Origin of the sequence: Burkholderia sp. MSHR3999 (genome assembly GCF_000833595.1) — a bacterium.
In the GTDB taxonomy this organism is placed as follows: domain Bacteria; phylum Pseudomonadota; class Gammaproteobacteria; order Burkholderiales; family Burkholderiaceae; genus Burkholderia; species Burkholderia ubonensis.
Map to the genome: position 1 here is coordinate 894,309 of NZ_JRFO01000007.1, position 20,886 is coordinate 915,194.

19 protein-coding genes and 1 pseudogene are annotated in these 20,886 nt (G+C 70.9%); 11 read left to right on the top strand and 9 right to left on the bottom strand.

Features of this window, described 5'->3' with window-relative positions; genetic code table 11:
- Positions 1 to 68: 68 nt before the first annotated feature.
- The 4 genes and pseudogenes from KY49_RS27565 to KY49_RS27580 all read right to left on the bottom strand — a co-directional run.
- Positions 69 to 1,301: pseudogene (locus KY49_RS27565) on the bottom strand (glycosyltransferase family 87 protein); the annotation flags it as partial.
- Between the two features lie 26 nt (positions 1,302 to 1,327).
- Positions 1,328 to 2,443, bottom strand: coding sequence for a glycosyltransferase family 2 protein (locus KY49_RS27570; RefSeq protein ID WP_042588781.1), 1,116 nt, complete (start codon positions 2,441 to 2,443; stop codon positions 1,328 to 1,330).
- Positions 2,444 to 2,648: 205 nt separating this feature from the next.
- Entirely contained in the window at positions 2,649 to 3,977 is a 1,329-nt protein-coding gene (locus KY49_RS27575) for a cytochrome P450 (protein WP_042587569.1), read from the bottom strand.
- Between the two features lie 148 nt (positions 3,978 to 4,125).
- Positions 4,126 to 5,004 (bottom strand): LysR family transcriptional regulator, encoded by an 879-nt coding sequence (locus KY49_RS27580; RefSeq protein ID WP_042587570.1) that lies wholly within the window; start codon positions 5,002 to 5,004, stop codon positions 4,126 to 4,128.
- A 100-nt stretch (positions 5,005 to 5,104) separates the two neighbouring features.
- Here KY49_RS27580 and KY49_RS27585 point away from each other — a divergent pair, with 100 nt between their 5' ends.
- Positions 5,105 to 6,646: an MFS transporter gene (locus tag KY49_RS27585; RefSeq protein ID WP_042587571.1), complete on the top strand. Its 1,542-nt coding sequence runs from the start codon at positions 5,105 to 5,107 to the stop codon at positions 6,644 to 6,646.
- Positions 6,647 to 6,688: 42 nt separating this feature from the next.
- Here the strand turns inward: KY49_RS27585 and KY49_RS27590 are convergent, their stop codons facing one another.
- Together KY49_RS27590 and KY49_RS27600 are read right to left on the bottom strand one after the other, a co-directional pair.
- Positions 6,689 to 7,828 carry a LysR family transcriptional regulator gene (locus KY49_RS27590; protein ID WP_042588782.1) on the bottom strand — a complete coding sequence of 380 codons (1,140 nt, stop codon included), beginning with the start codon at positions 7,826 to 7,828 and terminating at the stop codon, positions 6,689 to 6,691.
- Positions 7,829 to 8,712: 884 nt separating this feature from the next.
- Positions 8,713 to 9,684, bottom strand: a complete 972-nt coding sequence (locus tag KY49_RS27600; protein ID WP_042587573.1) for a sigma-54 interaction domain-containing protein — start codon at positions 9,682 to 9,684, stop codon at positions 8,713 to 8,715.
- A gap of 355 nt (positions 9,685 to 10,039) precedes the next feature.
- Here KY49_RS27600 and KY49_RS27605 point away from each other — a divergent pair, with 355 nt between their 5' ends.
- The 6 genes from KY49_RS27605 to KY49_RS27630 all read left to right on the top strand — a co-directional run bounded on the left by KY49_RS27605 (position 10,040) and on the right by KY49_RS27630 (position 15,813).
- The gene (locus KY49_RS27605) at positions 10,040 to 11,419 is read left to right on the top strand and encodes a sigma-54-dependent transcriptional regulator (RefSeq protein ID WP_042587574.1); all 1,380 of its coding nucleotides are present in this window, start codon (positions 10,040 to 10,042) and stop codon (positions 11,417 to 11,419) included.
- A gap of 67 nt (positions 11,420 to 11,486) precedes the next feature.
- Positions 11,487 to 13,790, top strand: a complete 2,304-nt coding sequence (locus tag KY49_RS27610) for a hybrid sensor histidine kinase/response regulator (RefSeq protein ID WP_042588783.1) — start codon at positions 11,487 to 11,489, stop codon at positions 13,788 to 13,790.
- Positions 13,791 to 13,920: 130 nt separating this feature from the next.
- Positions 13,921 to 14,307 (top strand): BON domain-containing protein, encoded by a 387-nt coding sequence (locus KY49_RS27615; protein WP_042588784.1) that lies wholly within the window; start codon positions 13,921 to 13,923, stop codon positions 14,305 to 14,307.
- 78 nt (positions 14,308 to 14,385) lie between these two features.
- Positions 14,386 to 14,688, top strand: a complete 303-nt coding sequence (locus tag KY49_RS27620) for a DUF2795 domain-containing protein (RefSeq protein WP_042587575.1) — start codon at positions 14,386 to 14,388, stop codon at positions 14,686 to 14,688.
- Between the two features lie 14 nt (positions 14,689 to 14,702).
- Positions 14,703 to 15,317: a DUF4142 domain-containing protein gene (locus tag KY49_RS27625; protein ID WP_042587576.1), complete on the top strand. Its 615-nt coding sequence runs from the start codon at positions 14,703 to 14,705 to the stop codon at positions 15,315 to 15,317.
- 28 nt (positions 15,318 to 15,345) lie between these two features.
- Positions 15,346 to 15,813 carry a response regulator gene (locus KY49_RS27630; protein WP_042587577.1) on the top strand — a complete coding sequence of 156 codons (468 nt, stop codon included), beginning with the start codon at positions 15,346 to 15,348 and terminating at the stop codon, positions 15,811 to 15,813.
- Positions 15,814 to 15,833: 20 nt separating this feature from the next.
- Here the strand turns inward: KY49_RS27630 and KY49_RS27635 are convergent, their stop codons facing one another.
- Together KY49_RS27635 and KY49_RS27640 are read right to left on the bottom strand one after the other, a co-directional pair.
- Entirely contained in the window at positions 15,834 to 16,331 is a 498-nt protein-coding gene (locus KY49_RS27635) for a PRC-barrel domain-containing protein (RefSeq protein WP_162487845.1), read from the bottom strand.
- 98 nt (positions 16,332 to 16,429) lie between these two features.
- Positions 16,430 to 16,861 carry a CBS domain-containing protein gene (locus tag KY49_RS27640; RefSeq protein ID WP_042587579.1) on the bottom strand — a complete coding sequence of 144 codons (432 nt, stop codon included), beginning with the start codon at positions 16,859 to 16,861 and terminating at the stop codon, positions 16,430 to 16,432.
- A gap of 406 nt (positions 16,862 to 17,267) precedes the next feature.
- On the opposite strand from KY49_RS27640, the gene KY49_RS27645 reads away from it, so the two are divergent.
- From KY49_RS27645 to KY49_RS27660, 4 genes are all read left to right on the top strand, one after another.
- Positions 17,268 to 17,573 carry a hypothetical protein gene (locus KY49_RS27645; RefSeq protein ID WP_042588785.1) on the top strand — a complete coding sequence of 102 codons (306 nt, stop codon included), beginning with the start codon at positions 17,268 to 17,270 and terminating at the stop codon, positions 17,571 to 17,573.
- Positions 17,574 to 17,712: 139 nt separating this feature from the next.
- On the top strand, positions 17,713 to 17,928 hold the full coding sequence (locus tag KY49_RS27650; RefSeq protein ID WP_042588786.1) for a hypothetical protein: 216 nt from the start codon (positions 17,713 to 17,715) through the stop codon (positions 17,926 to 17,928).
- Positions 17,925 to 18,236, top strand: a complete 312-nt coding sequence (locus KY49_RS27655; protein WP_042587580.1) for a hypothetical protein — start codon at positions 17,925 to 17,927, stop codon at positions 18,234 to 18,236. The genes KY49_RS27650 and KY49_RS27655 overlap by 4 nt, the downstream gene beginning before the upstream one ends.
- A 52-nt stretch (positions 18,237 to 18,288) precedes the next feature.
- A complete protein-coding gene (locus KY49_RS27660) occupies positions 18,289 to 18,762 on the top strand; it encodes a DUF3005 domain-containing protein (RefSeq protein ID WP_088501933.1) in 474 nt (157 codons plus the stop codon).
- Positions 18,763 to 18,909: 147 nt separating this feature from the next.
- Here KY49_RS27660 and KY49_RS27665 read toward each other — a convergent pair whose 3' ends face one another.
- Entirely contained in the window at positions 18,910 to 20,841 is a 1,932-nt protein-coding gene (locus KY49_RS27665; RefSeq protein ID WP_042587581.1) for a Xaa-Pro dipeptidyl-peptidase, read from the bottom strand.
- Positions 20,842 to 20,886 lie beyond the last annotated feature (45 nt).

Below are 20,886 nucleotides of genomic sequence, written 5' to 3' on the forward strand. Positions count from 1 at the left end.
TTCGCGGCGTCGCGCGCCTCGCGAGCGGCCCTTCTCGTGGCAACGCACGCGCGTTCCATATGTGAACAGACCCTAGACCGCGCGCGGCGCAGCAGCATGAGCAGCGCGCCCAGCGTCACGGCCGGCCCGACCTGCGGCGCGTGGAACACCGGGTTCAGGTATTCGTACAGCGGCAGCGCCCACATCAGCGCGATCACGGCCTGCTCGCCGCGCAGCCAGCCGTCGCGCCAGCCGATCGCCAGCATGCACGCGAGCGCGACGCCGAGCCACGCGAGCTCGTAGTGCCACACGTACGGATTCGACGCGAGCGTCGCGACCATCAGCACCGCCGCGCGCAGGCGCGGGTCGCGCGAGCGCGCCCACACGACGCACGCGGCCGCGATCGCGATCGCGGCGACGCACGCCTGCGCGGCATACGCGGCCGCCACCGGCAGGCCCGCGAGGCGAAACGCCGCGAACGGCGTCGGCGACGCGAACCAGAACACGATGCCGTGCTCGAGGATCAGCGCGCGGGCGAGCCCCGTGCTGGCCACGAACAGGCGCAGCGATTCGACGCCGCACACCAGCACGCTCAGCGCGGCGAAGCCGGTCGTCGCGAGCGCGGCCCACGCGAACGTGCGCCACGCGCGCGCGGCCACCAGCACGAACGGAAACAGCAGCGCCATCTGCGGCTTGACCGACAGCAGGCCGATGCAGAGGCCGGCCCACGCGGGCCGGCGGTCGGCCCAGCAGACGGCCAGCGCCGCGCACGCCGCGGTCAGGAACGCGTTCTGCCCGAACATCGCGGTGACGAACACGCATGGGCTCGCGACCAGCGCGAACGCGCCGACGCGCTTCATGCGGGGGCCGGCGCCGGGAATCGCGGCGAGCCCGGACACGCGCCAGACGGCGGCCCCGAGCAGCGCGACGCCGAACGCGACGAACAGCGGATAGCCGACCGCGAACGGCAGCAGCGACAGCGGCGCCACCATCATCAGGTAGGTGGGCGGGTACAGCCACGCGAGAAAGCCCTCGCGGTGGAAATGCGGGAACATCCGGGCCGACATCCGCGAGAAGGTCGGGAAATCGTAGGCCTGCGACGGGTCGCCATGCAGCATCACGTAGGACGCCGACCAGAACACCGAGTAGTCCGAGCCGGGGCGCGACGCGACGGGCCCGTGATGCACGACCCACGCCCAGATCGACAGGAAGATCGCGTAGAACGCCAGTACGAACGCGCTGTACGCGACGACCCGCGCGGGCGTCAGCCAGGCGCGCACGGGGCGGTTCGCCGCTTGCGCCGATTGTCGGGGGATGTCCATGGGCGGCATGCGGGCTTGCGGGGTTCCTATTTGGCCGAGAGCTTCCGGGCGGCGTGACCGGCCGTCGCCGGCGCGGCCGGCCGGCGGCGCGGGGCGGCCGCGCGCTGGGCCGCGGCCCGCTTGACCGGAAACTGCAGCAGCTTCGACGCCGGATGCGCGTGGCCGTGACGCTCGGGCGGCGCGTCCGCGTGGCTGTCGGCGCCGTAGCGGCGGCGCACGAGATAGACGGGGCGCTGCTTCGACTCGTGGTAGATGCGGCCGAGGTATTCGCCGATCACGCCGATGCCGATCAGCTGGATGCCGCCCATGAACAGCACGACGGAGATCAGCGATGCATAGCCGTGCACGGGGTTGCCGAACAGCAGCGTGCGCACGACGATGAACGCGCCGTACGCGAGCGCCAGCAGCGCGAACGCGAGGCCGACGTAGGTCCACACGCGCAGCGGCACGGTGCTGAAGCTCGTGATGCCTTCGAGCGCGAAGTTCCAGCGCCGCCATCCGGAGAATTTCGAGTGGCCGCCGCTGCGCGGCGCGCGCGTGTATTCGAGGATCGCGGTGCGGTAGCCGACCCACGCGAACAGCCCCTTCATGAAGCGCCGCCGTTCCGGCAGCGCGCGCAGCGCGTCGATCACCTGCCGGTCCATCAGGCGGAAATCGCCGACGTTTTCCGGCATCTCGACTTCGGACAGCGCGTTGTGCACGCGGTAGTAGAGCGCGGCGGCCGCGCGCTGCATGAACGGATCGCACATCCGGTCGGTGCGCTTCGCGGCGACGACCTCGGCGCCGGCGCGCCAGTGCTCGATCATCGCGGGGATCAGCGCGGGCGGGTCCTGCAGGTCGGCGTCGAGCAGGATCGCCGCGGCGCCGGCCGCCTCGTCGAGGCCGGCGGTGAGCGCGGCTTCCTTGCCGAAGCGGCGGGTGAGGTCGACGATGCGCACGCGCGGGTCGCCGGCCGCGACGGCGATCAGCCGGTCGAGCGTGCGGTCGCGGCTGCCGTCGTTGACGCAGACGATCTCGAAGCGGGCCGAATCGATCGAATCGAGAATCGGCAGCGTGGCGGCGAAGAATGCGCCGATCGCTTCGTCTTCGTCATGAAACGGCACGACGAGCGATACCAGCGGCTTTCTGGCGTGCGTGGACATGCGTTCCCCCGAAAGATCGGTCGGCGCTGCATTGCGTGGCAGGTTGCCGGCCATTTTACGCAGGAAACGGCGATTCGTAACATGGATGCGCGGGTTTGTGCGGAGGCCGTTGCGCCGGTGCTCGTCATCGGCGGGAACAGGATGCAGGAACGATCAAGTGGCCCCGCCGTCGATGCCATATCGTTCGTCCCGTATGCAACGGACCCTAGCGACGCGGCGTCTCGTTCGACTCGCGATCGGCACGCATGCGCGGTTCCAGGCGCACGCGGGCATTCTTGGGGCGAAGGGAGAACCAGCCTTGCGGGGTCACCGGCCCCACGATCGTCATGTCCCAGTGCTCGATCCAGTAAGCCAGCGATACGGCCAGGTCCATCATGGCCATTCCGGTGCCGGGGCAGGCTCGATCGCCGACGCCAAATGGAAAATACGCACCCTGCGGCCAGGTCGGGGCTGCCAGGAATCGCTCGGGCCGGAACGCCTCGGGCTCGGGAAACCAGCGTGCGTCGCGATGCGTGATCCAGCTGGAAATCATCACGATATCGCCGCGCCTGAGCGGGGTTCCCGACACGGTCATCGCGCGCGACAGCTGGCGCGGCACCAGCGCATAAGCCGGCGGATACAGGCGCAGGGTTTCCTGAATCACGGCGCGCAGCAACGGAGCCCGGTGCAGGTCCTGCAATTGATTCACGCCGGACCAGTCGATCGCGGCGAGCTCCGTGCGTAGCGCGGCCAGCACCTCGGGATGCCGGGCCAGCAGCAGTTGCGCCCAGGCCAGCGTTGCGCCGGTGGCCTGGTGCGAGGCCATCAGCAGCGTCGCGAGGTCGTCGCGATGCATGGCCAGCGGGCGTTGCGATTCTTGTGCGACCTGCTCGATCTGCGCACGCATCACGCGGAGGGCCCAGCGCTTGCGCGGGCACATCTTGCTCGGAAACCAGTGGCCAAGGGGCAGCCCCGTGCTGGATTCGAGCAATGCGACGCGCGACAGGATACGCACGGCCTTCGCAATGGTTACCGCATTCGGGCCAAGATCGATGTCGAACAACGCATGGCCGGCCAGCGTGACGCTGTAGGCGGCCATTTCCAGATCCAGGTCGATCACCTGGCCCGGCACGATCCGCGCCGACCAGTGTCGGGCGATGCGCTGAATCTCTGGCACTGCCGGCGACTGAATATGCGGGCGCACCGTCTGGCGCTGACGACGTGCCGCTTCGCCTTCCTTCATCATGAAACTGGACCCGTTCCACTGGCGCATGATGCACAGGCTGGGTTCCCAACGGCGCAGGTCGGCGCGATGGGAGACCATCAGTTCACGGATCGCGTCGGGATGAAACAGGCACCAGAGCTGCTTCACACCCATCCGCAGGCTCGCGAGATCGGGCGAGGTCCGGTGCATGTCGGCCAGCCACTTCAATGGGTCGCGTTGAATGTCCAGCCAATGATTGACGCCGGCATCCGGCAACTTCCAGTATTTGCGGCGCAAGGCCAGACGCTTGCGGACAGGGCAGGTCGTGATGGTCGCGGTGTCGGTGCTCATTCGACGGGTTCAGGGAGGGGTTCTCGGATTCGTCGGCCGCCTCTGCGGGGCGGTGGGACGGGCGTCGTGAATTCTATTACAACAGGCTCGAACGGCATGTCGCGCGCCGGGCCGCCGCCGCGCGAACGCCGCCCGGCGCTCATCCGCATCATTCGGCCCGCGCCACGCTCCGCAGGAACGCGCGCACGGCGGGCGCCTTCTCGAAGCGCCGGCACGCGAGCGCAAGCTCGGACGTGATTGGCTTGCCCGCGAGCGGCCGGTAGACGACGCCCGGCAGCGACACGCAGCGGGCGAGCGCGTCCGGAATCACGGCGACCCAGCCGTTCACCGACACGCAGGCCAGCACCGCGAGCAGCCCGCCCGGGCGCGCGGCGATCATGGGCGCGAAGCGCCCGCGTCGCGCGACTTCCAGCGTGCCGAGTTCCTGCTCGGGCACCGCGAAGCGCGCGCCGGCCAGCGCGGCGGCCTTGATCGTCGCCATCGCGGCGAACGGCGAATCGGCCGGCACCGCCGCGACGAACACGTCGCGCTGCAGCGTGACGGTGCGCAGTTCGCCGGGCAGCGGCATCGGCGGCCGCACGTAGGCGACGTCGAGCCGGCCCGCGTCGATCTGCTTCGCGACGTCGTCCATCGGCACCTCGCGCAGGTTGAGCTCGATGCGCGGATGCGCGGCGCGAAACGCGCCGACCGTGCGCTGCAGCGTGCCCGAATAGACCGCCGACGACACGTAGCCGACTTCGATCCGCCCCAGCTCGCCGCGCTCGGCCAGCGCCGCGAGCTCGCGGCCGCGCTGCAGGTGCTCGAGCGCGGCGCTCGCTTCGCCGAGGTAGGCCTCGCCCGCGGCGCTCAGCGCGACCGCGCGCCGCGACCGGTGAAACAGGCGCACGCCCAGCAGCCGTTCCGCTTCCTGGATCTGCCGCGTGAGCGCCGGCGGCGCCATGTCGAGTTCGTCGGCCGCGCGGGCGAAGTGGAGATGGCGCGCGACGGCGAGGAACGCGCGGACATGACGGAATTCGAGGCGGTCCATGATTGCGGAAATCGTCAATAAAACTGCGTGGGAATATCAATGACGGGCAATACGGGCGAAGCCTAGCATAGGGCTCGTCCTTCCTGTTCCGGAGCCCCCGATGTCCCAGTCCTCCCCGGCGCCGGCCACGCGGCGCGCCGCCGTCCGCCTGCCCGCCGCCGCGACGCTCGCCGTCGCGTCCGCGACCTGTTCGCTGATCGTGCTCGACACCAACGTCGTCGCCGTGTCGCTGCCGAGCATCGCGCGCAGCTTCCACGCGAGCTTCGCCGACGTCGAGTGGGTCGTGAGCGCGTACATGACCGCGTTCGCCGCGTGCCTGCTGCCCGCCGGCGGGCTCGCGGACCGCTTCGGCCGCAAGCGGATGTTGGCCGCGGGCCTCGCGATCTTCTTCGTCGCGTCGCTCGGCTGCGGGCTCGCGCCGTCGGCAGGCTGGCTGATCGCCGCGCGCGCGGTCAAGGGCGGCGGCGCGGCGCTGTTGCTGACGGCGGCGCTCGCGGTGATCGCGAACCGCTTTCCGGAAGGGCGCGAGCGCACGCGCGCGTGGGCGGTGTGGGGGATGTGCATGGGCGTCGCGACCGCGATCGCGCCGCTCGTCGGCGGCGCGATCACGCAGTGGATCGGCTGGCGCTGGGTGTTCCTGCTCAACCTGCCGGCGTGCGCGCTGCTGGCCGCGGGCGCGCGCGTCGCGATCGACGAGTCGCGCGATCCGCACGCGAAGCGTGTCGACATCGTCGGCAGCCTGCTGTTCGGCGCGGCGCTCGCATGCGGGATCGACGCGCCGTCGCACGGCTGGCTGTCGCCGGGCACGCTCGGCCGCTTTGCGCTCGGCGCCGCGCTGTTCGCGGGCTTCGTCGCGGCGGAGCGCTGGCAGGCGCGGCCGATGATCGACCTCGCGCTGTTCCGCGCGCCGCGCTTCGTCGGCGCGGTGCTGGCGATGTTCGGCTACGCGGCGTGCGCGCAGGTGATGATGACGTTCCTGCCGCTCTACCTGCAGAACGCGTTCGGCATGTCGGCGATCGACGCGGGGCTCGGCATGCTGCCGTTCGCGTTCGCGATGATCGTCGGGCCGTCGTTCGGCGCGGCGCTGGCGGCGCGCGTGTCGTCCGGCGGCGTGCTGGCCGGCGGGCTCGCGCTGATCGGCGCGGGCAACCTGCTGACCGCGGCGCTCACCGCGAGCGGCGACTATCGCCTCGTCGCGCTCGGGATGTTCGTGACGGGATGCGGCGCCGGCGTCATGAACGGCGACACGCAGAAGGCGATCATGGCGTGCGTGCCGCCGCACCGCACCGGGATGGCGTCCGGCATCAGCACGACGACGCGCTTCTCCGCGATCGTGACGGCGGTCGGCGTGCTCGGCGCGGTGCTCGCCGCGCGCGCGCACGTGCAGCTCGACCGGCTGGTCGCGGCGACGCCCGGCCTTGGGCGCGTCGTCGATGCGCCGTTCATGTCGAGCCTGCTGGCCGGCGATCTGGCGCGCGCGCTCGAGCGCGTGCCGCCGCAGGCGGCGAAGACGCTCGCGGCGGCCGCGCCCGCGGCGTTCGCGAGCGGGTTTGCCGATGCGCTGGTGTTGAGCGGCGCGCTTGCGCTCGTCGGCGCGGTCGTCGTGATGAAGTTGCTCGCGCAACCGATGAGGCAGGAGTGACGCGCGATGCGTTGCACACGCGTTGCTGCCCGGTCGTCGCGATCAATGCGTTTTCGGCGCGCCGCGATGCGCGCGCGCCGCGCGAGCGATGGTTGCCGGGCGTCGTTTCCCGCAGCGCGGCTCGGGTTGCCGCTCGTGACGCGGCGCGGTTTCCTCGGTCGGCGCAGCCTGCATCGCCGCCGCGCTGATCGCCGCGACGGCCGGCAGCGCCGCGTCGGCGTCCAGCCAGCCGCGCGTCGCCTGCGCGATCAGCGCGCGCAGCCAGCGCACGCCGTCGACGCATGGCCCGGCTTCGTCCCACGTCATCCGGTAGACGATGTCCGGCGGCTGGGCCGGCAGCGCGACGATCGCGAGCGGCAGCAGCTTCGCGTAATGCCGCGCGAGGCGCACCGTGGTCGTGAGGATCAGGTCCGAGCGGACGAGCGTATGCGCGGCGAGCTCGAAATGCGGCAGCGTGACCGCGATCCGGCGCCGCAGGCCGACGTGTTCGAGCTGCCGGTCGATCGCGCCGGACGCTTCGAGCCACGACGGCGTCGGGCACAGCTGCGGCGCGTGCGCGTAGTCGGCGGCCGTCATCGTCCCGCGCTTCGCGTGCCGGTGCGTGGCGCGCATCAGGCAGACGACGCGGTCGTCGAACAGGTCGTCCTGCCGGAATCGCGACGCACGGGCGGGGCGGTTGTCGATCACGACGTCGAGCTCGCCGTCGGCGAGCGCGCGTTCGGCGTCGAAGCCGTCGCCGAGCGGATGGAACACCAGCGTCGCGTGCGGCGCGTGCTCGCGGAACAGCGCGACGAGCTTCGGCACGAACAGCACGTTCAGGTAGTCGGGGCAGCCGATCCGGTAGGTGCGCACCGACGTGCGCGCGTCGAACCTCGGCTGCTGGTGGCGGATGAAGTCGATCACGCGCAGCGCGTTGCGCAGCGGCTCGACGAGCCGCGCGCCGAATTCGGTCGGCACCATCCCGTAGCGGCTGCGCACCAGCAGCGGATCGCCGAGCAGCGTGCGCAAGCGCTTGAGCGCCGCGCTCGTCGCCGGCTGTGACAGATTCAGGCGCACCGCCGCGCGCGACACCGTGCGCTCGGTCAGCAGCACGAGCAGGAGCCGCATCAGCCGCGCGTCGAGCGCCTCGAGCACGCCGGCGGCCGCGTCGTGCGGCCGGTTCGCGTCTAGGTCGTCCTGCATCGCGAGCGGCCGAAACATGATGCAAAGCGGCGCGCGAGGCCGGCGCGGCGAGTGGCTTCAGGTGGCACGCCGAGGTCTCCTTCCATGTGGGGCGCGAGCGCGTGCGGCGCGTGCGCGCGGTTCGGGCCCGGATGCCGCGGATGTCATTAGCCGGATTCGTCCGCGAGTATGGGCGGCGGGCGCGGCAATGGGAAATTAAATATTCGGGTGAATGGCATTTGGAATATGAATGGAACCGGACCGGCGCCCGCGCGTGACGCGCATGACCCGCGCATGATCCATGTGGCACGGGAATTGCGGGTCCTGGTGTGCCGTTTCCTACAACACGGGAGGTGTCATGCAAGGTGATTCATTTCGTATCGTGTGGCGCGCGCTCGTCGTCGGCCTCGTCGCGGCCGGCTTCGCGACAGGCGCGGGATGTTCGAAGCGCAGCGAAAACGCAACGGATTCGAACGCGACTTCGTCAAGTAGCATGGCGCCTGCCCCGGCCACGCCTCCGGGCGGCGGCACGCCCGGCAGCGGCGCAGCGGCGGGCGGCGGCATGAGTGGCGGCGCGACCGCGCCGGGAGGCGCGACGTCCGCACCGGGCGGCGCCATGTCCGCACCGGGAGGCGCGGCGTCCGCGCCGGGAGCGAGCGGCGGCTAGGGATGATTGGCCGGGACCGGGAGGAATGCAACGTCCGGCGCGGTCCGCGATGGACATGTCGCGCGTGAGAGCACGCGACGCGGGCGCGCCGGCCTTGCATCCGGCACAACGAACGGGCGCATTGCAACAGCGCCCGCGCATCCGGGGGCATGACACGCAAAAACTTCAACGAATTGCAGATATTGACCGCCGTCGCGCGCCGCAGAGCGCCTTGAAGCGACGGCGGCTTTTTGTCTGCTCAACGCAGGTTCGCAGGGTCGCGATCGGTTTGGCGCATCAGCGCGAGCCGGTTGTAGAGCGTCTTGAGGCTGATGCCGAGCGCCTTCGCGGTGAGCGGCTTGTTGCCGCCGAAATGCGTGAGCGACGCGACGATGAAGCGCTGCTGCGCATGCGCGAGCGTCGCGCCGAGCGGCAGCGTGATCGCGCTTTCGTGCACCTCGTCGCACGCCGGCGCACGGCGCGGCGGATGAATGTCGATCTGCTCGTCGGCGAGGATGAATGCGCGCTCGATCGTATTGCGCAGCTCGCGCACGTTGCCCGGCCACGAATAGCTGCGCAGCGCGCGCAACGCCTGGCCCGACAGCCGCTTGCGCGTGTGATGGCGTGCGTTCAGGCCGTCGACCAGGTCCTGGGCGATGGCCGCGACGTCGTCCTCGCGCTCGCGCAGCGCGGGCACGCCCAGCGCGAACACCGCGATGCGATAGAACAGGTCTTCGCGCAGCCGCCCGTCGCGAATCGCTTCGGCCGGATCGTGATGCGTCGCCGCGACGACGCGCACGTCGAGCGGAATCGCATCGATGCCGCCGACGCGCGTGATCGTGCCGGATTCGAGCGCGCGCAACAGCTTGATCTGCAGTTCGCACGGCATTTCGGCGATTTCGTCGAGAAACAGCGTGCCGCCGCGCGCGGCTTCGAAAAAGCCCACATGCTGCGAGGCCGCGCCCGTGAAGCTGCCTTTCTCATGTCCGAACAATTGCGATTCGGCGATATCGGACGGAATCGCGCCGCAATTGACGGGCACGAACGGCGCGCGCCGGCGCGAGCTCAGATCGTGCACGAGCCGCGCGGCAATCTCCTTGCCGACGCCGCTTTCGCCGACGATCAGCACGCTGGCGCGCGTGGCCGCCACTTTCTCGATCTTGTTCAGCAACGCGCGTATCGGACGCGAATCGCCGAACAGCTGCTGGTTCTCTTTTCCGCGATTCGACATCGATGGCTCGCTGTACCGAAAGAGGCGCGCGACAAATGCGCTGCGATGAAATCGGAAGAATTGCGTACGGAATCACTTTCGCTTTCACTAGCGTAGCGAATTCAACCGAGCGGGGAATTGAATCTTGCAATGTGCCCGTAGCCACCGGATAGTAATTATCGATAACGGCTGACAGCGTAGCGTCGTTTCCTATACTGAAAGCGTTGACGGGAGGAAAGTCTTCTTCTCGAGCCGATCGCCGCGGGTGCGGCGGCCGGCTGTCCCATCGGCCGCGGCGGCGGTCGGTCCAGAACCGCCTCGCATTGCGAAGCGTGACAGTTGCAGCGTGCGACGCAGCGTGTGCAACGGAGAATCGATGCCCTACATCCTGATCGTCGAAGACGACGCCGACACGCGCGCGATGCTCGCGGCGCTGGCGCACGCGCAGCACCTGACGTGCGACGCGGCAGCCACGCTCGAGGAAGCGCGCGCGCTGATGTCCGCGCACACGCCGGACCTCGTGCTGTGCGATCTCGTGCTGCCCGACGGCAACGGCATGAAACTGTTCGACGAATTGCCGAAAGAATCGCACTGCGAAATGGTGCTGACGACCGGCCACGCGAGTCTCGAGACCGCGATCGACGCGCTGCGGCGCGGCGCGACCGACTATCTGGTGAAGCCGATCAACATGCAGCGCCTGCACAGCATCTTCGCGCGCGTACCGCGCACCGGCGTGCTGCATGCCGAGATCGACGAGCTGCGTTCGGAGCTGAAGCGGCTCGGCCGGTTCGGGCGGATGCTCGGCAGTTCGCCGCCGATGCAGGCGATGTACGACGCGATCGGCCGCGTCGCCGGCACCGAGGCGTCCGTGTTGCTGACGGGCGAATCCGGCACCGGCAAGGAGCTCGTCGCGCAGACGATCCACGACCTGAGCCTGCGGCGGCGCGACCCGTTCCTCGCGATCAACTGCGGCGCGATCGCCGCGAACCTCGTCGAGAGCGAGATGTTCGGCCACGACCGCGGCAGCTTCACCGGCGCCGATCGCCAGCACAAGGGTTTCTTCGAGCGGGCCGACAACGGCACGCTGTTCCTCGACGAGATCACCGAAATGCCGGTCGAGTCGCAGGTCAAGCTGCTGCGCGTGCTGGAAACGGGCCGGCTGACGCGGCTCGGCTCCCCGCACGAGATCGACGTCGACGTGCGCATCATCGCCGCTACCAACCGCGATCCGGACGAGGCGATGGCGCTCGGCAAGCTGCGCGCGGATCTCTATCACCGGATCAACGTGTTTCCGATCGCGCTGCCGCCGCTGCGCGAGCGCGGCGACGACATCCCGATGCTCGCGGAAGCGTTCCTGCGCGAGCTGGACAAAGAGAGCGGCCGCCACGTGCGCTTCGCGCCGGCCGCGCTCGCCGCGCTGAGGGAGTATGACTGGCCCGGCAACGTGCGCGAGCTGCGCAACTTCGTGCAGCGCGCGAGCATCTTCAGCGACGGCGACGTGATCGACACGCTGCCGCCGCCGATCATGGAGGAAGCATCGGTCGCCGGCGAAGCGCACGACGATCGCGTCACGGTGCCGTTCGGCACGACGCTCGAGGAAGTCGACAGGCGCGTCATTCTCGGCACGCTCGCGCAGTGCGGCGGCGTGAAGGCGCAGGCCGCCGAGGTGCTCGACATCAGCCTGAAGACGATCTACAACCGGCTCGCGCGGCTTGAAGACGCGGGCGACGACGCGGCCGACGAGCCGGATACGTGATGCGGCGGCGCGCGCGTTCCCGTCCGTGCCGCTCGCATCGCTTCGCGCGCCGCCGGGAGCCGCTGCGATGATCCGCATCGAACGCGGCCGGATCAAGCGTTGCGCGATGGCGATCGTGATGGTTGCGATCGCAACGGTGTTGCAGGCGATCGCGGTCCGGTTCGGCGGCGTCAACCTGCCATTGCTGCTGTATTACCCGATGCTCGCGGGCGCCGCCTGGATGACGTCGTTCGGCGCCGGGCTGCTCGCGACCGCGATCAGCGCGGCGCTCGCGTGGATGCTGTTCCTGTCCGATCCCGCTGCCTACACGGGCACGCTGGCCGAGCGGCTGGTCCGGCTCGGCACCTTCGTGCTGGTCGGCGCGCTCGCCTGCGCGATCGCGTCGGCGCTGCGGCGCATGGGCGATGCGCAGCGACACCGCGAGTCGGCCGAGCGGCGGCATGACGAAACCGTGCTGGCGTCGCTTCCGCAAGGGGTGGTCGCAACCGATCCGGACGGGCGGCTCACGTTCATCAACGCGACGGCCGCGGAGCTGGCCGGGTGCCGGCTGGACGATGCGCTCGGGCGGCGCGCGCAGGACGTGCTGCGCGTGTGTGACGCGCAGGGCCGCCGCGTGCAGGCGACGCCGCTCGAGCGCGTGCTCGACGGCGCCGCCGGCGCGATGTGCGACCGGCACTGGCTGGCCGGCAGCGGCGACCTGGTGCCGATCGTCGAGATCGCGGCGCCGATACGCGACGCGGACGGCAACGTCGACGGCGCGGTGATGCTGCTGCGCGACGCGCGCATGGAGCGGGTCCGCGCCGACGCGAGCCGGACCTTGCGTGCCGTCGTCGATGCGTCGCCCGATGCGCTCGTCGGCGTCGATGCGGCGCGCCGCATCGTCAGCTGGAATCCCGCCGCGCAGCGGATGTTCGGCTACGACGCGCACGAGGCGCTCGGGCGCGACGTCGCGATCCTGGTGGCGGCGCGCTGGTGGCGTCGTCATCCGCTGGCCGACGGGTCGCGCCACAGGCGCGACGACCTCGTTCCGACCGATTGCCTGTGCGTGCGCCGCGACGGCTCGCGGTTTCGCGCGACGGTCCGCGCAAGCCCGGCGCGAGGCGGGGCGCGGGATGACGCGCGCGAGCGCGTCGCGCTGTCGCTGACGCTGCGCGCATCGGACGAGCAGCGGCGGCGCGACCGGCGCACCCAGCGTTCGCTGCGCGGCGCGCGCGACGCGCGGCAGCAGGCCGACACGTCGAACCGGCTCAAGGACGAATTGCTCGCGACCGTGTCGCACGAGCTGCGCACGCCGCTCAACGTGATCTACGGCTGGGTCGAGGTGCTGCGCCATTCCGGCGACCAGGCGCTGCAGCGGCAGGCGATCGACGCGATCGATCGCAGTGCGCGGTCGCTGACGCGGATGGTCGGCGACATTCTCGATGCATCGTCGCTGGCGACCGGCAAGCTGCGAATCGATGCGATGCCGGTCGATCTCGTGCGCATCGTCGGCGAGGTCGTGGGGGCGTTCCGCTCGGCCGCGGCGGCGGACGGCATCGCGCTCGATACGAACTGCGCGCTCGACACGTGCGTGGTGTCGGGCGACGGCGAGCGGCTGCGGCAGATGCTGTCGAACCTGCTGTCGAATGCGCTGAAGTTCACGCCGCGCGGCGGACGTGTGACGATCCGCCTCGCGCGCAAGGACGGGCACGCCGAGCTGAGTGTCGCGGACACGGGGCAGGGCATCGCGCCGGAATTCGTGCCGCACGTGTTCGACGCGTTTCGCCGCGCGGACGATTCGCCGGCGTCGTCGCGCCGCGGCCTCGGCCTCGGGCTGTCGATCGTCCGCCACATCGCCGAGCTGCACGGCGGCACGGTGACGGTGGACAGCGCGGGACGCCATCGCGGCGCCACGTTCACGGTGACGCTGCCCACCGGGTGGCAGCCGGCCGGCCCGATGGCGTGGGGGGCGGTCGAGCCCGCCGGCAACGGCGAGGCGACGATGCTCGACGCGCAGCGCGTGCTGCTCGTCGACGACGACGCGACGACCCGCGTGAGCCTGGCCGCCGCGCTGAGGACGCTCGGCGCGGCGGTCGACGTCGCGTCGTCCGGCCGCGAGGCGTTCGCGAAAGCGGCCGGGATGCGGCCGACCGTCGTGCTGTCCGATCTCGCGATGCCGGACGGCGACGGCTACTGGCTGCTCGACGCGCTGCGCCGCGACGTCGCGCGCGGGCTGGCCGGCGTGCGGGTGCTGGCGGTCACCGCGCATGTCGGGCAGGCGGACGAGCGCCGCGTGCTCGCCGCCGGCTTCGACGGCTATCTGCGCAAGCCGGTCGACGTCCGGCAGCTCGCGCGGGCGATCGCCCGCGCGACCGGCGGCCGCCGCGCGTGAGCCGAGTACTGAAATATTTACAACGCGGCGCGTGACCCGCGCCGTGGCGGCGCGCATCCCGCGCGCGGCACGAATCTTGCGCCCTCGTGACATGGCCGGCACGACGCCGGCACGAAGCATGGAGGTCACGATGAACGCGGCACAGTGGCGAGCCCGGTCCGGCCGGCCGGCGCGCCGCGCGGTGAAACGGCCGTGCGTGGCGGCCGTCGTCCTGACGGCGATCGTTTGCGGCGTCGCGCCGCGCGCGATGGCGGCGGGCGACGGCAGCCTGTCGGCGCTGCTGGCGGCCGCCGGCACGGAGCTTCGCGACACGGCCATCACGGTCAAGGCCAAGGCGGCGCTCGCCGGCAAGGAAGCCCTGTCGTCCGGCGACATTCACGTCACGACGCGGCGCGGCGACGTCGTGCTGACCGGCAGCGTGCCGGACCGGAGCCAGCGTGAAGCCGCCGTCAACATCGTGAGACAGCTCGACGGCGTGCGGGGCGTGAGCGACCAGCTCGCGATCCGCGCGAAATGACGGCGACCGCCGGCACGGCACACCCGCAGGCGCGCCGCGCGATCCCGTTTTCCCTTCAATTTTTCGGGAGAACCCGCGATGGCATCGCATCTGCATGGCGTTCACGAACCCGGTCAAGCGCACGTCCTTGACGACGAGCCGGTGCAGCAGGGCCACGACGCGGGTGCGAGCGGCAAGCCGCCGAGCCCGATCGAGATCCAGAAGGCGCTGAAGGGGATGGTTTACCCGGCCGGCAAGGCGGACCTCGTCCGATGCGCCGAACACGCGCATGCGAGCCGCGACGTGCTCGACCTGCTCATGCGCATTCCCGAGCGGGAATACGGCACGCCGGCGGCGGTGTCGAAAGAGCTGGGCCGGCTGCCGACGCCGCGCAAGAAATGACGAGGAGGTCGTGGATGAGACCGAGTATCTGGACGATCGCGGCGTGCGCCGCCGGCGCGTTGCTCGCGCCGGCCGTCACGCTCGCGCAAACGTCGGGCGCGGCGCCCGCGTCGCCGGTGTTGGGTACGCGCGCAACGCCCGACGTGATTCGGCCCGCGTCGGGGCCTGACGATACGCAGATCACGAAACGCCCGCAGGGCATCGACGCGGAATTCGTCGACACCGCGGGGCAGGCCGGCAAGCGCCAGGTGCAGGCGAGCCAGCTCGCGCTCGAGAAAGCCGCGTCGCCGGACGTGCGCGCGTTCGCGAAGCGGATGGTCGCCGATTACGGCGCCCTGAACGCGAGGCTGCGCGGGCTTGGCGCGCGCAAGGGCCTGCCGGTGCAGACCGTGCAGATCGTCGATCCTGACGTCGAGGCGTTGCGCGGCCGGAACGGCCCGGCGTTCGACGCCGCTTATGTCGCGGTGGCCGGGCCGGACGCGCATCGTCACGCGATCCGGCTGTTCGAGGACGAGGCGCACAACGGCCGCGACCCCGATCTGCGCGCGTTCGCGAGCGGGGCGCTGCCGACCCTCATGCGCCACCTGGCGGCGGCGCAGGCGCTCGTGCACAAGGTCGGCGCGCGCTGACGCGCACGACGATACAGGAGTTTGTCGAATGACTATCCAACGTAGCGACGACGACGTACTGCTGTGGCGCTCGCCCGACAGTGTGCCGGCGCGCCCGCGCCGCGTGCTGGTGGCCGACGACTATCGCGATGCGGCGGACGCGCTGCGCCTGCTGCTCGAGGCCCGCGGCTTCGCGTGCCGGGTCGTCGACGATCCGTTCGCGGTCTGCGACGTCGCGCGCGACTGGCAGCCGTTCGCGGTCGTGCTCGACATCGCGATGCCGGGGCTCAGCGGCCTGCAGATCGCGCAACGCCTGCGCGACGATCCGCGCACCGCCGACATGCTGCTCGTCGCGTGCAGCGCGTTCGCGTCGACGCGTGACCGCGAGCGCGCGAAGGAAGCGGGTTTCGACGCGCATTGCGCGAAGCCGCTGACGCCGTACCGGCTGCTGAACTATCTCGAAGCGGCGAGCGGGAACGGCGCGCCGCCCGCGGGGGATACGGGACGGCGAACGTAGCACGTAGCGGCCCGCGCGGCTCAGCGCGGACCCGAGCCGCGCTCCGGCCGGTCCGGCGAGGCCTCGTGCGGCGGCGCATCCTGCTCCGAGTCGAAGTCGTCGTCGCAGCTCCACCAGAGCGTGCCGCTGCCGTCGTAGCGCGCCGCGCCGACCCATTGCGGGTCCGCGATGACCGGCCAGTGATCCTTGTCGAACCCCGGCGCGTTGCGAATCCGCTCGGACGACGCCCACAACCGGAAGCAGCGGCGCTCGGCGTCGAGCGTGAGCGCATCCCATGGAATCGCGAGCAGCCTGTCGCCGATGCCGAACAGGCCGCCGGTCGACAGCGCCGCGTAGGCGACGCGGCCCGAGTCCACGTCGAGCATGATTTCCTTGATCCGGCCGACGTACACGCCGTCGGCCGTGACGACCCGGTCGCCTTCCAGCGTGCCGGCGCCCATCACGTCCGGGCCGGGGCCGCGCGCCGTCTCGCGATCCTTGCGGATGATGCGGGCCGGGCCTTCGTCGGGGTTGTGCACGGGCTTGTACATGTCATGTGCTCCTGTCGGGGCGCGCACGCGGCCCGTGGCGGGCCGCGTGTCGCATGGGTGGATGTCCGGGCCGGCGCGGTGTGCGCCTACGTCCGCTTCGGCTGCGATACGCGCTCGAGCGTGTTCACGAGTTCGTCGCGCGACGCGTCGGCGGCGCGTGTCGCGATGTCGCCGAGCGACAGCATGCCGACGAGCCGCCGGTCGTGATCGACGACCGGGATGCGGTGCAATTGCGCGTCGGCCATGTAGCGCTGGATCTCGTCCAGCGAGTCGTCGTCGAAGCACCATTCGATCGGCCCCGACGCGACCTCGCGCACCCGCGTTTCGGGCGGCTTGCCCGCGGAGACCGCGCGCACCGCGAGATCGCGGTCCGTCAGCATGCCGACCAGGCGGTTGTGGTCGCACACCGGCAGCGCGCCGATGTCGTAGCGCGCCATCAGTTGCGCGGCGTGGCGGATGGTGTCGGTCGGCGCAACGCGCACGACGTCTTTCGACATGATTTCGCTGACGCGATGCATGAGCGGTTCTCCTGGCTGGCTTGCGCAATGCGCAAGGCGTTCGTCGCGGCATGCGACCAGCGTCGCGCGACGTGCGCCGAGGGGCAGGGTGCGCCGGGTGGGCCTATAGGCCGCCGTGCGGAAAGCCGATCGCGGCGATCAGGCCCATGACCAGCGCACATTCGACCGCGGCAATCGCGGTCACGGCAAGCGCGTCGTGTACGGCGCGCCATCTCTTCGGGTTGCGATGCATGTTTTTCTCCTGGCGAATGAGCGCGCGATCATCGGCGGAACGCGCGCGCCGGATGGATTCATGCGGAGCTGGCCGCAAGCTGCGTTCCCGCGCCGCCCGGGCACACGGCTTGCCGCATGGATGCAGGCCTGCCGCGACGCTGCGCGCCGGCGGGGCAAGTACGAGGAGAGGGTGATGACATTGCGGAAGCGGGCGCCCGAGGTGCACTTCGAGGTCAACGTATGCGGCGGCGGTTTCGACGTAGTCGGCAACCGCTTTCTCGAGTGGAAGCAGGAGCCGCTGATTTCGCGGCCCGGCCGGCGGATGTTCGAGGGCAAGACCGACGTCCGGCGGCTGAACGACCGGACGTTCGACAGCACCGAGGTGGCGCGTCGCGCGCTGGAGCACGCCAGCCGGCCGCAGGACGATTTCGCGCTCGCGGCGCCCGTGAATGAAGAGGGCCGCGCGTTCTGGATCGTGCTGGCGGCCTACGAGGCATGAACCCGCGGCGCGGCGTGAAAGATTTGCAGCGGCGCATGTAGCGATTTCAAACGCGGGCGGTGCGCGGCATTCGGCGCGCACGCGCGGGCCGGCACGCGGATTGCGGATCGGCGGCATGCCCGTCACGACCGGAGGACGCATGGAATTTCGACACCTGACATCGCTGCACCGGCCCGAGCCGCCGATGCCCGATGTCGATCCGGACTCGGACCCCGAACTGCCGGAGCCCGACGACGATCCGCCGCCCGATGCGCCGGAGCCGTATCGGCATCCGGAGGGCGATCCGCCGCACCGCCGGCCGCCGCTGCATGCGCCGCCAGCAGGCGCGGCGGCGCGGCAGGCACGCGCGCGATGAGCATTCGCGTCGTGCCCGGCCTCAAGCGCGAGATCGCGGAAACGCTCGGCCAGTACTTCGAGGCGCGCGGCATGCCGTTCCATATCGAGGAGCGGCCCGCCGGCGTGCTGCATGTCGGTTTCGAGGCCGACGGCCATCCCGCGGCCGTGACCGTGACGTTCGACGAGGACGCGTTCGCCGCGTTCGAGCAGTGGGACATCGGACAGAAGCGGCTGGCGCTGGTGCGCCTCGCGACCGAGTTTGCCGAGCTGATGGCGCAGCGCAGCCCGACCGCGTGTGCGGGGGATTTTCACGTCAACCGGTTTTAGCGGGCGCCGAACGGCGGGCCTGCGGGCCGTCATTTCCCAGGAGGATCGTTCGATGAAACCGAACTCCGCGCCGACACATGCCGCGCGCCCGGCCGGCGCGCCGGAGCGGCTGTCGCCGGAAGCCGTCGCCGCGAAGACGCCGACCGGCCTGCCGCCGATCGACGTCGACGCGCGCACGAGCGACAGCGGCGATCCGGTGCGGCGAGCCGCGAGCCGGATCGTCACGCTGGACAACGCGAACATGGCGGCGACCGACAACAGCGTCGACGTCGACGGCAAGGGCATGGAGGCGCGCCAGGGCGCGTCGAAGTGGCAGGACAACGTGATCTATTCGAACGCGTCGCTCGACGAAAGCGTCGACACGCCCGATGAAGGGCTCGGCGGGTTCGAGAGCCGCCCGGGCGGCAGCCTGCCGCAGATCGCGCCGCGCGACGGCTGGCGGGTGCGCCATGTCGGCGTCGTCGAGATCGAGCGCGGCGACGGCAAGCGCGTGGAGCACGTGATTCGATTCGAGCGGGCCAACTGACGCGCGCCGCGCACGACATCCCGACATCCGGTTGAAATGCTTGCACGGGGTCCGGCTCACGCGCGCCGTGCGCGTGAGCCGGATATCAGGTCGGCGCGTGAACGAACGACGAACGCGAACGACGAACGCGCGAACCGGCGCTTCCCGTCAGATCGGCAACTGCGGCACCGTCACCGACGTGCCGGCCGGATCGAGCGACAGCTCGGTGCCGGGCGTCGGCCGCAGCGTCGCCTCGTTGTCGCTCGACAGCACGACGAGCCCGAGCCGATGGCCCGCTTCGAGCCGGTAGTCGCGCGGCATGAAGGTCAGGCGCAGGTCGTACGGCATGCCGGGCAGGACCGGCTCCGAGAACCAGCTCGACACGCGGTTGCGCGGATCGGTCCACGCGCGGGTGACGATCGTCGCGCTGCCGTCCGGCGCACGGTCGACCAGCAGCGCGGTCACGTTTGCCACGGCCGAGAACGTCAGCCGCACGCGCGCGGTCGCGGTGCCCGAGATCCGCGTCGCGCTCGCGAGCGGCGCCGTCTCGAAGCGGGAGCGATGCTCGCCGGTCGTCGCGTTCGCCAGCGTGAGGGCAGTGATGCGCGCATCGTCGGTGAACTTCACGAGCGGACCGCCGGTCGGCGTGCTCAGCAACGTGCCGGTGCCCGCGCCGTCGCCGCCCGCGAAATACGCGACGCTCGCCGCGCCGCGCGCGGGCCAGCTCGCCTCCTTCAGCAGCGTGCCGTCCGCCTGCTCGATCACCGCACCCGGATCGCGCTCGACGCCGTTGTCGAAGCCGAGCAGGTAGCGCGTGAACCAGCGGTTCACCTGCGCCGTCCACGCGGCGGCCATCGCCGGCACGCGGGTCGGATCGGTGTGCTTCAGGCGGTGCAGCCACAACTGCGCCGGCACGCCCTGGCGCCGCATCGCGAGGTACCACGAGGTCGACTGGTCGACCCTGACGTTGTCGTCGGTCAGCCCCTGCGCGACGAGCGCGGGCGCGACCGCGAGCGCCGTCGGAATGTCGCGCGCCGCCCAGAACGCCGAATAGTCGCCCGAGGCGCGATCTTCCTTCTTCAGCGCGTCGTCGACCAGATGCGTGCAGCGCTCCGGATGCGGGTTCGTCAGCAGCGCCTTGATGTAGACGTCGACGTCCTCGCCCTGGTAGCCGTCGGGCGCGCGCACGAGCCCGCCCGAGCGGTAGTAGCCGTACATGTTCGACAGGCCGGCGACCGGCACGATCGCGTCGAGGCCGCGCGTGCGCAGGCTCGCGACCATCTTCGGCAGCGTGCCGTCGTACGACACGCCGTACATGCCGACGTGGCCCGTCGACCAGCTCGCGACGACCGGCTTGCCGCTCGCGTCCTTCGCGCTCGCGCCGCGGCCGAGCCAGCGGATCACCGACGCCATCGCCACCGATTCGTCACGCGTCAGGATCGTCGGGCAGCCGTCCGAGCCGGCGGTGCCGAGCGAATCCGCATACACGATCGTGAAGCCGCGCTGCACGAAATACCCCTCGATCCACGAACGCCCCGCGGCGGCCGCTTCGACCTGCTGCAGGATTCGCGTCTGCGGCGCGGCGGCCATGATGCGCGCGGCGCTGGAGGCGGCGGGATGCGGCGTGCCGTCGAGCTCGACGTCGACGTTGTGGTTCGGGCTGTCGGCGAGGTTGTTGTAGTAGGGGCTCGCCAGCACGATCACCGGCGTGCGTGCGCCCGACGCGGTTTCGGTCGGCCGCACGACGCGCACGTGAATCCGGTCCCTCGCGCCGTCGCCGTCGGAGTCGACGGGCGTCTCGACCCACGCCTCCTCGTTGATCGTGGCGCCCGACAGCGACGGCTGCACCTGGCCGTTCTGGATCACGGGCGGGTAGCGGCCGCCCGACAGGGCGGCATACGGCACGCCGGACGGCGAGAAGCGCGCGGCGAGCGGCTGCGCGTCGGCCGCGGGCGCGGCTGCCCCCTCCTGTCGGCCCTGGGCAAGCGCGGATGCGCCCGGCGCGCCTGCGCCGTCCTCGCCGCCGCATGCGGCGAGCGTCGCGGCGGCAACCAGCGCGGCCAGCCACGCGCGCCGCGGTTCGGTTCGTTGAAATCGCATTGTTGTCCTCGTTCTTCTAGTTTTCGATGCTCATGTGGAAACGCG